This window comes from Luminiphilus sp. nBUS_07, from assembly GCF_051201685.1.
Taxonomy (GTDB): Bacteria; Pseudomonadota; Gammaproteobacteria; order Pseudomonadales; family Halieaceae; genus Luminiphilus.
In genome coordinates this window covers 2,478,169-2,493,497 of the sequence record NZ_CP179213.1, presented here as the reverse complement: position 1 = coordinate 2,493,497, position 15,329 = coordinate 2,478,169, and the positions used below count along the sequence as shown (strand labels likewise).

Genomic DNA, 15,329 nt, shown 5'->3' with positions numbered 1-15,329 from the left:
CAGTGCAAGGCGCTTTGAAAGAGCCTTGTTCTTAATTGAGTACTTGCAAATAAGAAACCGCGTACCGAGCCTGCCTTTTTGCTATCCCTTTGATTGGTGAAAGCCCCTAGTCTGTTGTTCCAGCCAACGAAGTTTACTAATCAACACCGTTGCGATCAGGATAAGTCTTCTTTTGCGAGACAGGACGCTATCGTTAATGCGTTAACAGGCGCCGCTTTTTTCATCGCTTTCGGCATGATCGGCATTGCTGGTTATGGGGCAGCCATGACTTCCATTCGTTATATTCCGTCCCCACCCCGGTCATCGTCTAATCAGGCGATCTGAGTGCCCGGATCGCCAGCAGACCGAGGAAAAGCCCCTGAAAAATTAACCAGATTGGATTGATGGGTACCGGTATGGCGGGCGCTTCCGACAGTGAATTCTCTTCGAGGACGATGACCGTCACCGGGTTGTCAATGGCGCCTAATATTGGGTTGGTATCGAAGGGGCCATTGTCAATCAGTGTATAACGAGCCGAGTTGCCGCTAATCTTCGCGTTACTGATGTCGAGTGGTCCTGACGTCCCGTCAACTTTGCACACTAGGCCATCTGACGGCAGTGCGACTCCAAAGTTCACTTCTACCGTAACGGTCTCTGCGGAGTCCGTATCACAGCCAGATAGAGAAAAATTAGCCTGAGTACCAATGCTGTCCATGCCGTCTGGAGCCGTGTAGGCAGATAAGTAAGCCTGGCTGAGAACTAGTGAGCAGGTAGACGAGCGGCTGGGCGGGAGCGTGGTGATGGACCTATGTGGAGCGAGCGCGATTGACGTTACTGCCAAGGGAAATGGATCTGTGAGATCGGTTTCATTGTCATCATCGCAGTCAATTTTTATCCTGCAGTCGCCGCGCACCTCACTAATGTCGAGGACGCCGTCATTGTCGTCATCCTCATCGCATAGATCGCCGAGACCATCAGAGTCGGTATCTATTTGATCCACATTGGCTATGAGCGGACAGTTATCAGAGCCATCGTCGGTACCATCACCATCACCATCACCATCACCATCACCATCACCATCACCATCACCGTCATCACCGTCATCACCGTCATCACCGTCATCATCAGTGTCACAGGCGTCACCCGTGCCGTCAGAGTCGGTATCTAGCTGATCCGGGTTGGCTATGAGTGGGCAGTTGTCTGCGCCGTCGTCGGTACCGTCACCGTCACCGTCACCGTCGGTATCGCAGGCATCGCCCGTGCCATCGGAGTCGGTATCTAGCTGGTCCGGGTTGGCAATGAGCGGGCAGTTATCAGGTCCGTCGTCGGTGCCGTCACCGTCATCATCGGTGTCACAGGCGTCGCCCGTACCATCGGAGTCGGTATCTAGCTGGTCCGGGTTGGCGATGAGCGGGCAGTTGTCTGCGCCGTCGTCGGTGCCGTCACCGTCACCGTCGGTATCGCAGGCATCGCCCGTGCCATCGGAGTCGGTATCTAGCTGGTCCGGGTTGGCAATGAGCGGGCAGTTATCAGGTCCGTCGTCGGTACCGTCACCGTCATCATCGGTGTCACAGGCGTCGCCCGTACCATCAGAGTCGGTATCTAGCTGGTCCGGGTTGGCAATGAGCGGGCAGTTGTCAGGTCCGTCGTCGGTGCCGTCACCGTCATCATCGGTATCACAGGCATCACCCGTGCCGTCAGAGTCGGTATCTAGCTGGTCCGGGTTGGCAATTAACGGGCAGTTGTCAGGTCCGTCGTCGGTGCCGTCACCGTCACCGTCGGTGTCACAGGCATCGCCCGTGCCATCGGAGTCGGTATCTAGCTGATCCGGGTTGGCGATGAGCGGGCAGTTGTCTGCGCCGTCGTCGGTGCCGTCACCGTCATCATCGGTGTCACAGGCATCGCCCGTGCCATCGGAGTCGGTATCTAGCTGGTCCGGGTTGGCGATGAGCGGGCAGTTATCAGGTCCGTCGTCGGTGCCGTCACCGTCATCATCGGTGTCACAGACATCGCCCGTGCCATCGGAGTCGGTATCTAGCTGATCCGGGTTGGCTATGAGTGGGCAGTTGTCTGCGCCGTCGTCGGTACCGTCACCGTCACCGTCGGTATCGCAGGCATCGCCCGTGCCATCGGAGTCGGTATCTAGCTGGTCCGGGTTGGCAATGAGCGGGCAGTTATCAGGTCCGTCGTCGGTACCGTCACCGTCATCATCGGTGTCACAGGCGTCGCCCGTACCATCGGAGTCGGTATCTAGCTGGTCCGGGTTGGCAATGAGCGGGCAGTTATCAGGTCCGTCGTCGGTGCCGTCACCGTCATCATCGGTGTCACAGGCGTCGCCCGTACCATCGGAGTCGGTATCTAGCTGGTCCGGGTTGGCGATGAGCGGGCAGTTGTCTGCGCCGTCGTCGGTGCCGTCACCGTCATCATCGGTGTCACAGACATCGCCCGTGCCATCGGAGTCGGTATCTAGCTGATCCGGGTTGGCTATGAGTGGGCAGTTGTCTGCGCCGTCGTCGGTACCGTCACCGTCACCGTCGGTATCGCAGGCATCGCCCGTGCCATCGGAGTCGGTATCTAGCTGGTCCGGGTTGGCAATGAGCGGGCAGTTATCAGGTCCGTCGTCGGTACCGTCACCGTCATCATCGGTGTCACAGGCGTCGCCCGTACCATCGGAGTCGGTATCTAGCTGATCCGGGTTGGCGATGAGCGGGCAGTTGTCTGCGCCGTCGTCGGTGCCGTCACCGTCATCATCGGTGTCACAGGCATCGCCCGTGCCATCGGAGTCGGTATCTAGCTGGTCCGGGTTGGCGATGAGCGGGCAGTTATCAGGTCCGTCGTCGGTGCCGTCACCGTCATCATCGGTGTCACAGACATCGCCCGTGCCATCGGAGTCGGTATCTAGCTGATCCGGGTTGGCTATGAGTGGGCAGTTGTCTGCGCCGTCGTCGGTACCGTCACCGTCACCGTCGGTATCGCAGGCATCGCCCGTGCCATCGGAGTCGGTATCTAGCTGGTCCGGGTTGGCAATGAGCGGGCAGTTATCAGGTCCGTCGTCGGTACCGTCACCGTCATCATCGGTGTCACAGGCATCGCCCGTGCCATCGGAGTCGGTATCTAGCTGGTCCGGGTTGGCGATGAGTGGGCAGTTGTCTGCGCCGTCGTCGGTACCGTCACCGTCACTGTCAAGAGGTACAAAGCCGGCTACACTTGCTTTGTCGCTAGTAATATTGGTCAGCGAACAGGTGGTACCTTGGCCAGCGCATGCGCCAGTCCAACTATCAAACTGGTATCCGGCATCGGCTGTAGCCGTGCAAGCACTGTTACCGCCAGACGCAACAGAGGTTGCTGAGCAGGATGCACTACCGCCAGCGCCTGCTGTCGCTGACACTAGGTAGAGGTTTGACCCCACATAGTCATTCAACTGCGGATCGGTTGGGTTTAGAGTGTCAATTTCCCATTCGTAGGGGTTGCCTGGAGTCCATTGATCAGGATCCGGGAACACCTCCGTATTTGACATAAAATAGCCCGTGCCCCCCCGATCAGCGGGTACGCCAATGTAAAGAATGCCGTCGCCCAGAGCCTGCACATAGCCGTCGTTCGACACGACTTGTTTTTGTACCCCCCCACTGGAGTACTGAATCAATCGGACATTGGGATAGTTGCCGGGGCCAGAGCTCCCTTCCCCACGGACAAACTGCATATAATCCCCGTCCGCCCAAACGGCCCTAACCCCGAGACCGAACGGCGCGATATAGGGTGTTGTGAAATTATAGACCTCACAGGTTGCACCCTGAGTGGTGCAGTAAATTTGATTCCGGTGAACATCAAAAGTTGCGTATTGCCCATATTTACCGTCATACAGAGATCCGACGGCTGATTGGGCTACACATAACAGAAGAAGCCCAGAGACGATGCGAGCCAACGCTTTACGAGACAACCTCATATCGCGGCTTCGACCTGTGAAGTGTTCGCCTCATAGACACAGCGACCATTGGACGAGAGCGCCACGCCGCTCGCCCACACCGAGGTGGAGATGCTGTTCCTGAGTGGCGTTGTGCTCCAATCCGGTGCTGCAAATGACAGTCTAGAAAAGACCCTCAGGATTATCACAACGGCGCCTATGGCATGGCGCGGCATCGTCGCGCCAATCGTCCCACCCGGTTTTCAGGTGTGGCGGTTATTAAGAAAAAAGTCCGGCTATGGCTTGAAGAGCGATTGCTATTGCCATTTATTTCCCGGCAACCAGTGCTTAGCTGGGCGTAAGCAGGCTCAACGAGGGTGCCATCGCCCATAGTCTGTAGAAACGCCACAAAGTGCGTTCTGGCTGGGTGGTGGCGTGTGGAGGACGGGCACGGCATGTGCTCATGCTTCCCAAAATGTTACGACACTCCCTTGCCTAACCCCGTAAGTATTCCATTTCTCACGATAGGTATAATGTGAGACGGATCCTATAGGCACTGACTAAAGGTTGCTTTAGCATTTGACGACAAGAATTTAATATTTTTAACGTTTAGTGACAAAAGCGTTAGATTCGCACTGTGTCACAAAAGCTTTGGCCAATCCTCGTAGTGGTGTGGTGGTCGCAGGTTCCAATCCTGCCGTCCCGACCAACTTCTCTTAGATTCATGCGATCTATTGATAGGGCGGTCGCCCAAAAACTTCCTGACAATGCTTTAAAAAGGCTGTGTCCAAGGGTGTCCACTGACTGCGCTTTACACTCCAGTATGTCTCTTTTGGTGTCTAATTAATCGGTCGCCGTGGACCCCCGTTCCATTTCTGTGTGACTATTTTTGGAAATCGGGGGGATAACCAATGAAAAAAAGAATCACACTCGCACTGGCTTGGTTGGCGTTCATTCACGGCGTTTTGTTATTGGCAGGCTTCATTGACCAAATGAACAGCTCGCTGCCTATTCCAACGAGCGAGGTGGGCAGGTTCGTGGCCGACTATTCCGCCATTTATCAGAACGAAATAATACTTTCCGCCTTTTCACCTGTTATCTGGTTGGGCCTATGGATTACTACAGGCACGCCCAAGATCCTGCCCTGGAGGGGTTAGAAATCCTGGGATAGATAAAACGTGCCAAAAGTGGCAACGCTGACGCCAGATTGTTAAATATGCGACTTCCATTAACAAAAGGGGGCGTGATGGTCGCAGGTTCAAATCCTGCCATCCCAACCAATGTTTCGATTGTCTTATTCAATGGCCGCGGTGCGTTTATTCTAAATTTGAGTCGACGCCGTAACAGGAGTTTGCATGTACATGGCTAAACAACCGTTCTTGGCTGGTAACTCGCAGACCTTTATGAGTGCTTTATTGGTGCTTTTGATCTCGCTCAGGCTGTAGGTCTTCAAATTTCAATGCTTAGCCTATAGGTTCGCATGACGAGGGTTCGGATGTGGAGCAGTCTTTGCACCGAAGCGTGTTGGGCTGCACGTGGTGACGCCATACTAGCCGTGGGAGTTCTGGAGCATTGGTAGGTCCTAGTAGCTTTTTTTTTCAATTATTGCTGCAAATCCAAGCAGCTACTCAACCAGGCGCAACACCGCCCGACACGTCCCATGACGTGATTGTGGTGGGGGCGGGTAGTGCTGGTTTATACGCGACTCGCACGCTGCAAAATTTAGGCTACGACGTGTTACTCATTGAAGCGACAGACCGCATCGGAGGGCGTGTAAAAACCGCAACCCTTGGGGATATGCGCGTTGAGCTGGGAGCTGAGGAGCATTATCTGGAAGAAGGGGGTAACCCTGTGTGGCCAGCTATAAGGGCGAAATATGGCGAGGATGTTTATACCAATGGCTATGAGGGACTTGGAGCTTATTCAATGGATCAAGGTGCTGGAACCTGCTGGACAACGCCGCTTGCATTGAATCCGTGTGCTAATGACCCTGACGTGGCTCGAGTGTCGGAATTTTATGATTGGTATTGGCGGCCAGAGCTGCACCAAGATGGTAGCGCCAGCCTCGCTGATGACGTTCTCGCCACTTACGGCGTGGGCGTGGATCATCGTGCCTATCACTTATACGACGAGGGCATTGCGGGGGCTTCTTATGCGACGAATTTGACGCGTTTAGGTGCCAGAAGTTTGGCGTTGCAAGATAGCCAGTGGGCACTTTCGAGTGGCATTCGTGTTCTAAGCGACAAGGATTTGGGGTATGCCGATGCGTTAGAAACCGTGTGGTGGAATGACGTATTGGCCGACGCCGACCTGTTGCTTAGTAGTCCGGTCGTCAGCATTGATACCAGCGGCGAAGGTGTTGTAGCAACCGATATACAAGGGCGTCGGCATAGCGCTCGTCATATTATCGTTACGGTCTCTGTTGGTGTTTTGCAGGCTGAAGCCATCGACTTTATTCCTGATTTACCCGAGACAACGGTACAGGCCTACAATGCCATTGGTATTGATAGCGGAATGAAGGTCCCTCTTCGCTTTAGCAGTGCGTGGTGGGAGATTGAAAGTGAACCCTTGGGCTGGTTGGTTACTGAGGGTGTGGCAGGGGCTTGCTGGGCACCGAGTAACTATAAAACCGCCGCCAACTCTTTCGTGCTTATGTGTTACCCCATGGGGGATAACGCCAAAGCCCTTAGCGAACGGGCTGCAGGGCAAGACGGCCCTGCCGACGCCACCATCATTAATGCCATTCTGCAGGATTTGGATAATACTTTTCCTCAGGCGCCCGGTGCAGCTTCTGCAAATTTCATAGAGGGTTTAGTCCAAGACTGGGGTAGCGCACCCTACACACTCGGCGTTTACTCCTTCCCCGTGCAGGACACCTACGTATCCGCCAGCAACAACAAACGGCGCGATCTTAGGGTGCCCGTGGCGGACAATCGTATTTTGTTCGCCGGGGAGGCCACCCATGAGGAAAACCCCGCAACCGTGGTGGGTGCACTGCAAGAGGGTGAACGCGCTGCGCTTGCGATCCACGCCATGAACGGCCAGACAAGTGATACACCCTAATCGCTAGGCCGTGACGATCTATGATTTAAGTGTTGCAAATTTGCATCGTATTAAATCAATTTAATATATATCGTTGCGATATTTGCTAATGTAGTCTCGCTTGCTTCACTTAGTGCTCTTTAAAGGAGAGGCAAAAATGAAGACAGCAAAAGGTGCAGTAACTCAGTCAGCAATGGCGGCTTTGGTGGTGTTAACGATGGGCGTCATATCACTTTTCTCGACATCGGTTTCGGCCGAAAGCCAGAGTGATCATCTCAAAATGTGCAAGCTAGAATTGAAGGCCCTGTACGGAGACGATGTGCGGATTAGAATGGTGAAAGCCAAGCAGTATCGAGGCCAGCACAAGATGACGCTCAAAGTTTACCCTGCTGATGAGGCGAAGACGGTTGTTGAGTGTGTGAGTGACGATGCGCCTGAACCAGGCATTGTGCTGATGGCCAAGGACGGGTCTATACTCAACGCAAAAAGTGAGGATGTATAAGCGTCGAAGTGAATTGGGATGACTTAAAAATCTTATTGTCATTGAGTCGATATGGCTCTACTCGAAAAGCTGCTGCGCAACTCGGTGTTAGCAACACCACGGTAATGCGCAGGCTTGATGGCTTGGAAGAGGCACTTGCAGGTAAGCTTTTCGATCGTACACCTGATGGTTTTCAAGCAACGGCACTCGCTGCTGAACTGCTTCCGATAGCTCAGGGGGTTGAGGAAACACTCGACGAGGCCGAGCGCCGCCTCGTGGGCATGGATGCCCAACTGACCGGGGGGATCAAAGTTTCACTACCCCTGTGGTCGGCGCACCCTATATACGATGCCCTAGCTAAGTTTTCACAGCAATACCCGGGTATTGATTTAGATATTTCTGCCAGTGACGATCACGTGGACTTGGCACGTCGTGAGGCCGATCTTGCGATCAGAGGAATGCCCAAAGAGAAGCGCCCCCCCAAAGATATTGTGGGCATTAAGCTCATGCCGATTTCCATCGGATATTATGTGCATACAAACTTGCTCACTGAAGCGGCAAAAGGGCTCAGAGAGTTAACTTATATTGGATCCGCCCCGCGTCATAAACAGGGTGAGCTTGTAACGGCAGGAAGCTTGGGTTTGTCGGGCCGGCATCTTTTCCATAGTCTCATGCCGCGCCTCATGGCAGTTAAACATCAGCTGGGGGTAGCGGTGTTGCCTTCTATGATGGCAGCCGAAGACCCGGAACTTCTACTCCTACCCAATGTGCCAGCGACACATTGGGGGTATATTTGGGTGTTGCACCACAAAGATCTCCGGCAGTCGGCTCGCATTCGTGCGCTATTCAAACACCTGTCTTTGCTTGAAAAAGTTTGATCTGAGCGCGCTGGGGCATGGGGTGATCGCGGCTTTGCCTTCTCGGCGAATTTGCAACAACGGATGGGTGCCCGCTTCAGTCTTCGGCCTTCTTTTTAGCCTGGCCAGCCCCAAATGCCATTGCGTGCCAATCTCTAAAGGGGCCCAGCGTATTTTGTAAGAACGTTCGATAGTGGTCCTGAGTTTCAGGGCCCAGTCCCCAGGGGGTTGTCTCATCCTTCTCAGGAATATACAGCGTCCCAAACAGCCGATCCCAAATGCTGGTTACTGCAGCGAAATTTTTGTCCCAGTGCTGTGGTAGGTAGCTGTGATGAACATGATGCATGACGGGGCTGTGTAGCCACTTTGATAGCCAGGGTGGGTAGTGAAAAGCCACGTGGTAATGCCTAAAAGATCCGTTAAATCCAAACAAAAGTGAGAAGAAGCCAATATTGAACAGCGTAGCCTGTGTTATGCCATCGACAAAAATCCAACCGAACAGTCCGCCTGCAAGGCCGTAAGCGAGTGCAGCCCCTACGGCATAAATAGGCCCCTCAATAAAATGTTCCCGATAACGGGTCAGAGGCGTGAGTACCTCGGCGCTGTGGTGGATTTTGTGGATCGCCCACAGGGCTGGAATCTTATGTTCGGAGTAATGAATGAGATAGAAAATGGTGTCGTAAAGCAGCAGGGTGATCAAGCTGTACAGCAGCATCCAACTGGGGGTGGAGGCTAATCTGGGGCTAGGTTCCAGTAGGTTATTCATCGCGGCGATGACAGACTGCTCGACTGCAGGGGCCAGCACTATTAAAACGGGTGCCACCCATAGGGGCCTGAGTGTTCGCTCAAATACATAAAGTGCAATATCGACCCGGGCGGATACGTGAGTGTAAATATCTTTTGGTAGCAAGAACTGCAAAAGGGTAGTTTTTCGTTCCCGCCCGTCAGCATTTTTGGCGCCGTGCCCTTGGCGTGTCAGCCAAATTCCTGTGGCCAGCAGGGTTGTCATCAGTAAGACAGGCCAGGTCAGATCTCTAGGTAGGTTTGCCGAAATTACTTGCCAGAGCTGGGCGACGAGTTCGGTAGTTGGCCCCACTGGTTGGTCTGCAGAGATGTTCATGGGCGTGCCGCAAACCCCGAAAGTGGAATCATTAAAATCGTGTTCTTCTTTATTGCGATCATGATTTTTGAGGGGTTATTGGTTGGGGAATGACCCGAGGCGCGAATGGTATTGATGTGTCCGTTTCTATTGATATAACCATATCAGTTGGCCCCCACCGTCTTACCCAGATCAATGGACGGTCTGGTAGACCACCCAATACAGATCAGCAATAACACCTGAACAAACAACCTTACGCTGAGCGCCGTTTCCGAGACGTCGGGAAACAGCTCGGGGTGCATCCACATATGGATATTGGCTGGGGTGACTGCCAATGTAAGGAGAATTAGACAGTTGCCCGCCCACTGGCGAGTTGTTGGAACCAAAATGCCCAGAGCCCCCAGTATTTCCAAAATACCGCTGATATAGACAATTTCAAGATGCCACCCTACATACGGCGGCATAATGTTGACGAAAAACTCAGGGGAGGTGAAATGGGAGATGCCGCCAATCATGAACCAGAGAAAGACAAGACCTAACCCGACAAACTGCCACCTAAACATATTTTGTCCGCCACTAATTGCGATCGAATACAGTACCGCAAATATTGAGTTCGGTCATACGCCTGTTCGACTCGTCACCAGTGTCAAGGTGTGCCAAAGTCAGTGTTGTTAGAAAACCACCGTCATAGAAAGTGGGTGCTACAGGCAACCCAGCCATAACAATTATAAATTGAGGGGGTAGCGATGACCGATCTTCTTACACTGTCGGCTGACGTCATTGACGGTAGGCTCGAGCTTGATCGCGCTGGCCCGCTTAATCGTATCAATCACGAGTTGTCGGAAATCAATGACAGCTTGGCAGTCGTTGAAGCGTTCTCCCATTGCATTGTGTTCAAAACAGATGACGGCTTAGTGGCGTTCGACACGTCCAACGAGCACGGGGGGCAGCGATGCGTAGATGCTGTCCGAGGTTGGAGCAATTCGCAGTTTAATTCACTGGTTTTTACTCATGGTCATATCGATCACGTTGGGGGTGCTGGGGCCTTTGTTGCCGATTCGGAGTCTGCCAAGGTGGTTGCCCATGAAAATGTTGCCCGTCGGTTTGAGCGCTACCGGCTCACCAATGGCTATAACCACGTGATTAATGAGCGGCAATTTGGGCAGTTTAAGCGACGGGGCTACGACTTGGCGGGTACCCGACAGTTCCTGCCTACTGCCACGCCCGAGCCACATCAAACCTATCAATCGACCCTAGATTTGGATGTGGGTGGCACCGCTTTTCAGTTACGCCATGCCCGGGGGGAAACCGACGACCATACTTGGACCTGGGTGCCTTCACAGCGCGCTATTTGTGCCGGTGATTTTTTTATTTGGGCGTTTCCGAATGCCGGCAATCCGCAAAAAGCTCAACGCTACCCCAGAGAGTGGGCGCAGGCGCTCCGTGACATGGTGACTATGGAACCTGAGCTGTTTCTTCCAGCCCATGGGCTACCAATTGCGGGGGAAAAGCGCATTCGTCACGTTCTAACAAGCGTTGCTGAGGCTCTGGAGTCATTGGTGCAACAGACGCTCGACTTAATGAACGAAGGTGCTCGGTTAAATGACGTTATTCACAGTGTGAAGATTCCAAGGGCCTCCTTGGACTTGCCATGGATGGCGCCGGTCTATGATGAGCCTGAGTTTGTTGTGCAAAATATATGGCGCTTATATGGCGGCTGGTATGACGGCAACCCCGCACATTTGAAGCCTGCGCAAGAGGCGCGTTTAGCCGCTGAGGTCGCCAGCCTGGCAGGGGGTGCCTTAACCTTGGCCCAGCGAGCGCTGGATCATGTAGAAACAGATATCCGGCTGGCCTGTCATCTTGTTGAGATGGCAGCGCTGGCGGAATCCGATAACACGGCCGTGCATGCCATCAGAGCTGAAATTTATCAAAAACGCAGGGAGGGTGAGACGTCTCTGATGGCCAAAGGTATTTTTGGTTCTGCAGCCAATGAGTCAAAGGCGAACCTGTCTTAGCCAATGTAAAAGCGCATTCCGCGACCGTAAAAATCAGAAATGAGTGGAGTAGTTTATGCGACGGTGTTTGGCCATGCTGCAAACTTTAGCGCTGTCGTCGTCATGCCTTGGTTTCCCTGCGCAACGCGGAATCAAAGTGCAGCCGCACACGGGCATTATAAGTTCAAATGTGGGCTTATTCTGCGGGTTAGTGGGGCTCAAGTAGCTAATTGAAAGATGAGAGAGCTGCGGCGCTCTCTCATCTAAGTATCTAATTATATGTGGGCTGAGCGGTGTTCTGGTCTAATTAGTTATTGGCCGCTGCAATCAGCAGAAGGGTCGCATATAGCAGTGCAAAAGCGATCTCTGCTTTTCTGGGTGCCACGTTGTGCACATGGATGACGCCTCTTGAGACCACCCACCAGGCCCAACCGATGCTTACTATCATCAGCGGTAAAACGCTGAATAATTGGCTGACGGGCATAAAAACTGCGGCAGAGGCCGCTATGTGGAAGCTGTCACCAAAGTCACCCTGGCTGCCTAGCGCTTTGCATAAGACGTGAATGATGCCTGCCATAACAAAAGTGACTAACACACCAGCCAAAGGACCAATGATAAGAGCTGGGACCAAACCAAAAGAGTTGTACTGGCTGCCTGTACTGCCCATAACGATGCCGAGCAGTGTGGCCAATGCAGCCATGATTGCGACGTAAACGCTGCCATCGCCAAAATCTAAAAAATCATCGTCACAGGTAAAGTAAAGGTGGGGTTGCAGCAATATAGCCGCGCTGCGGTCAATGACAGATCTGACGATCACTTGAGTTGCTCCCTAAAAGATCAGGGTGAAAGGTTAGCGTGCAGGTTCTTCAATGTCTCGTTAACATTTTGCATGGCGCTGCGATCGTGCCATGCTTTAGAGGTCAGACATATAAAGGGGGAGGGCGATGTTCCAATTGCGACGGCTATTATTACTGTTGGGCCTGCTGGGCTTAGTGCCTGTGACTTTTGCAGAGCCTATTGCAATAGCGATTCATGGAGGTGCGGGTACGCTAACTCGCGACTCTATTACTGCCGAGCAGGAGCGCGACTACCTCGCGATACTCAACACGGCCGTGCAGCAGGGTCATGAGCGACTTCAAGATGGCGCTGCCGGCTCAGATGTTGTGCGAGAAACTATCCGGTTATTGGAAAATTCGCCGCTTTTTAACGCAGGACATGGAGCGGTTCTTACGTGGAATGGCACACACGAGCTCGACGCATCCATGATGTTAGGGCACAACTTGGCAGCAGGAGCGGTTGCAGGAGTGACCCGAGTTAGAAACCCTATTGAAGCGGCCTATGCCGTGCTCGAATACTCGCCGCATGTGCTGTTATCAGGTGCTGGGGCAGACAAGTTTGCCGAGAGTCAGGGCCTGACTATGGTCGATAATCGTTACTTTACAACCCCCAGACGGGTCGAAGCCCTTGAACTATTTCGAGCTAAATACGAGGACAAAAAAGCGCAGGATGGCGATGAAAAACTGGGCACCGTTGGCGTTGTGGTTCTCGATGCTGCGGGAAATTTGGCGGCGGGGACATCCACTGGCGGCATGACGGGAAAACGTTGGGGGCGGATCGGAGATTCTCCGCTGATTGGATCAGGAACGTTTGCAGATAATCGTAGCTGCGCGGTATCGGCGACAGGACACGGTGAATTCTTTATTCGTTGGCAGGTAGCCAGCGATATTTGCGCACGTGTCAGATACCAGGGCCTTGATTTATTGGTGGCCGCGAATCAGGTACTTCATGATGAGTTGGCTGTAGCGGGAGGAGAGGGCGGTGTGATCGCCATTGACCCCAAGGGCAATGTTGCGCTGGTTTTTAATACGGAGGGCATGTACCGCGCTAGGATTAATGCCGCAGGTGAAAAAGTGGTGGGTATTTATCGCAGCCATGCTGGGACACAAAATAAAGAACGGGATTTGAGCGATGGGTGATGGTGGTGGAGATCGGCAGCTTAACGTTTTGGGAGCGCCATTGGAGGTGTGTTGTAAAAAACCTATGACGGGTTTTTACCGAGATGGGTACTGCAATACGGGACCCATGGATACGGGCACGCACACCGTTTGCGCGGATATGACAGAAGACTTTTTGGCTTTTTCTGCACGGGCGGGCAATGACTTAAGCACGCCTCGTCCAGAATATGATTTTCCGGGTTTGCAGCCCGGCGATCGGTGGTGTCTTTGTGCTCGGCGCTGGGAAGAAGCTGAAATGGCGGGTTGCGCCCCCAAAGTTTGGTTGCGCAGGACCAATATGAAAACCTTACAAATCGTCTCATTGGAGACACTTAAAAAGCATGCCTTGGACGATGCCTAGCATGATTTCAATTGCTATCAGTGGTAAGCCGCGCTTTACTGGCAGAGGTTAAGGCCAGCTGTGCGTTGGTTTCTGCAAGCTTGGCGTATTCAAACCTTCATGACTTCTTTATGTTCTGTCACCCCGTTTAGGAGGAGCAATCCATGACAACTCCAACCAGTATCAGAGATTGTATGCATCGCAATCCCCTCACAATTCATCGATCTGCGCCCCTTGTGAAGGCGATAGAGTTACTGGTGGAATTTCGACTGACCGGGTTGACGGTTATCGACCATGACGCTGTACCCTGCGGGAAGATTACAGAGCTAGATTGTATTCGCGCAGTCCTTACGGCCATTTACAATGACGGTAGCCCCGAGAATATTCAGGTAGAACAAGCGATGACTGAGCATATTGATGCTTGTAGCCCTGATGAGACGATCGTGGAGGTTGCTCAGCGAATGATTGACTCCAAGCAAAGGCGCAACGCCGTTACACATCAGGGAAAGCTGGTGGGTCAAGTGAGTTCCAGTAACATCTTGTGGGCGTTAATGGAGCACGCCAGAAAGCGGCAAGACACTTAGGCGGATCGCCTGATACCAAAGTCACACACCTGCAGGGTGTGTTGGCGTGGGTGTTTTATGTGCACTCAGCAATGCATGCTCCCTAAAGAGCAGAGTGTTCCTTGCGGAAAAAGGGGCTGTGCGCACGTTTACTAGCGGGATCAAGGGCCAGCGTGCCTTTTTTCAGTGGCCTTAAGCCGGTAAGGCTAAGCTTGGACGCCGTTGGCTCTTTTTGCGGGTGCTAGCCTTGGGAGAATTAGCGCTCTGCAGTCGGTTACCAGTCGCGAGCGATAAGCGCGGCTTCTTGATCAGCCGACAATGCAATATCCGTTGCAGTTTGATCAATAAACTGTTCGATTGGGCTGCTGGTTTCGGCACTAGCAGTCCGATAACCGCCTTGCTGCTCTAGGAATACTTCCCTGCCGATAACTTGTGTAACCCAGCTTTCTGAGTCTTTACAAGCGACCCCACGCCAATGACTGGCTTCTGAGGCCAGCATAAATTCACGACACCACTGCCCATCTGCGGCGGGAAACGTGAGGACAACCCGCAACTCTCGCTCATCGTCGAGCTTGTTCCATCCCTCGGCGGAAGACGGTTCTGTACTCAAAGCCTGTGCCAGTGCAGCATCAATTTGTGGTGTATCAGATAGCGGGGACTTCCAGAGACTGTTAACTGTTACGACGGCTGTGGCCAGCAATACAGTCGCAGCCATAGCAAATTTGTAAGCCGGCAAGGGTTTACGGTCGACCCTGACCTTGTGCTTGGCTACGCGTTCGGCAACAGTGGATTTTACAGTGCTATCTTGACGCTCAACGACCGCCCTGAAAATAGCATCATTGGACTTCAATTCTTCCAATCGCGCACGAAGGGCTGAATCAGTAGCAAGTCGGACTTCGAGATCAAGGCGTTCATCAGTAGAACACTCACCATCGATGAGTCGACTGAGGAGTTCATCGTCACGTTGTCCAGCAATGTTTAGCGTATAAATATCCGCCACTTAACTTCTCCTTACTTCTACCACTGCGCGCTGAGCTTCTGCTTCTAGCGTGACCCGTGCTGTGTTTCAAAGTGCG

Annotated in this window: 12 protein-coding genes and 1 pseudogene; 8 read left to right on the top strand and 5 right to left on the bottom strand. The window is 53.1% G+C overall.

Annotated features, from left to right (window positions below):
* Nucleotides 1–928: 928 nt before the first annotated feature.
* Nucleotides 929–3,922: pseudogene (locus ACMAZB_RS11065) on the bottom strand (thrombospondin type 3 repeat-containing protein); the annotation flags it as partial.
* A gap of 869 nt (nucleotides 3,923–4,791) precedes the next feature.
* On the opposite strand from ACMAZB_RS11065, the gene ACMAZB_RS11060 reads away from it, so the two are divergent.
* From ACMAZB_RS11060 to ACMAZB_RS11045, 4 genes are all read left to right on the top strand, one after another.
* Nucleotides 4,792–5,037 (top strand): hypothetical protein, encoded by a 246-nt coding sequence (locus ACMAZB_RS11060; protein ID WP_435217192.1) that lies wholly within the window; start codon nucleotides 4,792–4,794, stop codon nucleotides 5,035–5,037.
* 415 nt (nucleotides 5,038–5,452) lie between these two features.
* Nucleotides 5,453–6,943 (top strand): flavin monoamine oxidase family protein, encoded by a 1,491-nt coding sequence (locus ACMAZB_RS11055; protein ID WP_435217190.1) that lies wholly within the window; start codon nucleotides 5,453–5,455, stop codon nucleotides 6,941–6,943.
* Nucleotides 6,944–7,079: 136 nt separating this feature from the next.
* A complete protein-coding gene (locus ACMAZB_RS11050) occupies nucleotides 7,080–7,424 on the top strand; it encodes a hypothetical protein (protein ID WP_435217189.1) in 345 nt (114 codons plus the stop codon).
* Between the two features lie 8 nt (nucleotides 7,425–7,432).
* Nucleotides 7,433–8,281, top strand: coding sequence for a LysR family transcriptional regulator (locus ACMAZB_RS11045; RefSeq protein ID WP_435217187.1), 849 nt, complete (start codon nucleotides 7,433–7,435; stop codon nucleotides 8,279–8,281).
* A 76-nt stretch (nucleotides 8,282–8,357) separates the two neighbouring features.
* On the opposite strand, the gene ACMAZB_RS11040 is transcribed toward ACMAZB_RS11045, so the two are convergent.
* Nucleotides 8,358–9,380, bottom strand: coding sequence for a sterol desaturase family protein (locus tag ACMAZB_RS11040; RefSeq protein ID WP_435217185.1), 1,023 nt, complete (start codon nucleotides 9,378–9,380; stop codon nucleotides 8,358–8,360).
* A 143-nt stretch (nucleotides 9,381–9,523) separates the two neighbouring features.
* Nucleotides 9,524–9,922, bottom strand: a complete 399-nt coding sequence (locus ACMAZB_RS11035) for a DoxX family protein (protein ID WP_435217184.1) — start codon at nucleotides 9,920–9,922, stop codon at nucleotides 9,524–9,526.
* 183 nt (nucleotides 9,923–10,105) lie between these two features.
* On the opposite strand from ACMAZB_RS11035, the gene ACMAZB_RS11030 reads away from it, so the two are divergent.
* Complete coding sequence (locus tag ACMAZB_RS11030) at nucleotides 10,106–11,377, top strand: alkyl sulfatase dimerization domain-containing protein (protein ID WP_435217183.1); 1,272 nt, start codon at nucleotides 10,106–10,108, stop codon at nucleotides 11,375–11,377.
* 286 nt (nucleotides 11,378–11,663) lie between these two features.
* Here ACMAZB_RS11030 and ACMAZB_RS11025 read toward each other — a convergent pair whose 3' ends face one another.
* A complete protein-coding gene (locus tag ACMAZB_RS11025; RefSeq protein ID WP_435217181.1) occupies nucleotides 11,664–12,173 on the bottom strand; it encodes a Yip1 family protein in 510 nt (169 codons plus the stop codon).
* A gap of 127 nt (nucleotides 12,174–12,300) precedes the next feature.
* Here ACMAZB_RS11025 and ACMAZB_RS11020 point away from each other — a divergent pair, with 127 nt between their 5' ends.
* The 3 genes from ACMAZB_RS11020 (at nucleotide 12,301) to ACMAZB_RS11010 (ending at nucleotide 14,274) form a co-directional block, all read left to right on the top strand.
* Nucleotides 12,301–13,332, top strand: coding sequence for an isoaspartyl peptidase/L-asparaginase family protein (locus tag ACMAZB_RS11020; protein WP_435217179.1), 1,032 nt, complete (start codon nucleotides 12,301–12,303; stop codon nucleotides 13,330–13,332).
* Nucleotides 13,325–13,711 (top strand): DUF2237 family protein, encoded by a 387-nt coding sequence (locus ACMAZB_RS11015; protein WP_435217178.1) that lies wholly within the window; start codon nucleotides 13,325–13,327, stop codon nucleotides 13,709–13,711. The genes ACMAZB_RS11020 and ACMAZB_RS11015 overlap by 8 nt, the downstream gene beginning before the upstream one ends.
* A 143-nt stretch (nucleotides 13,712–13,854) precedes the next feature.
* Nucleotides 13,855–14,274 carry a CBS domain-containing protein gene (locus ACMAZB_RS11010; protein WP_435217177.1) on the top strand — a complete coding sequence of 140 codons (420 nt, stop codon included), beginning with the start codon at nucleotides 13,855–13,857 and terminating at the stop codon, nucleotides 14,272–14,274.
* A 253-nt stretch (nucleotides 14,275–14,527) separates the two neighbouring features.
* Here ACMAZB_RS11010 and ACMAZB_RS11005 read toward each other — a convergent pair whose 3' ends face one another.
* Entirely contained in the window at nucleotides 14,528–15,253 is a 726-nt protein-coding gene (locus tag ACMAZB_RS11005) for an anti-sigma factor family protein (protein ID WP_435217176.1), read from the bottom strand.
* Between the last annotated feature and the right edge of the window lie 76 nt (nucleotides 15,254–15,329).

What these genes read in the sequence shown, in the direction of transcription:
- ACMAZB_RS11060 (WP_435217192.1), top strand. Translation starts at nt 4,792, where the DNA reads ATGAAAAAAAGAATCACACTCGCACTGGCTTGGTTGGCGTTCATTCAC.
- ACMAZB_RS11050 (WP_435217189.1), top strand. Translation starts at nt 7,080, where the DNA reads ATGAAGACAGCAAAAGGTGCAGTAACTCAGTCAGCAATGGCGGCTTTG.
- ACMAZB_RS11040 (WP_435217185.1), bottom strand. Translation starts at nt 9,380, where the DNA reads ATGAACATCTCTGCAGACCAACCAGTGGGGCCAACTACCGAACTCGTC.
- ACMAZB_RS11035 (WP_435217184.1), bottom strand. Translation starts at nt 9,922, where the DNA reads ATGTTTAGGTGGCAGTTTGTCGGGTTAGGTCTTGTCTTTCTCTGGTTC.
- ACMAZB_RS11030 (WP_435217183.1), top strand. Translation starts at nt 10,106, where the DNA reads ATGACCGATCTTCTTACACTGTCGGCTGACGTCATTGACGGTAGGCTC.
- ACMAZB_RS11020 (WP_435217179.1), top strand. Translation starts at nt 12,301, where the DNA reads ATGTTCCAATTGCGACGGCTATTATTACTGTTGGGCCTGCTGGGCTTA.
- ACMAZB_RS11015 (WP_435217178.1), top strand. Translation starts at nt 13,325, where the DNA reads ATGGGTGATGGTGGTGGAGATCGGCAGCTTAACGTTTTGGGAGCGCCA.
- ACMAZB_RS11010 (WP_435217177.1), top strand. Translation starts at nt 13,855, where the DNA reads ATGACAACTCCAACCAGTATCAGAGATTGTATGCATCGCAATCCCCTC.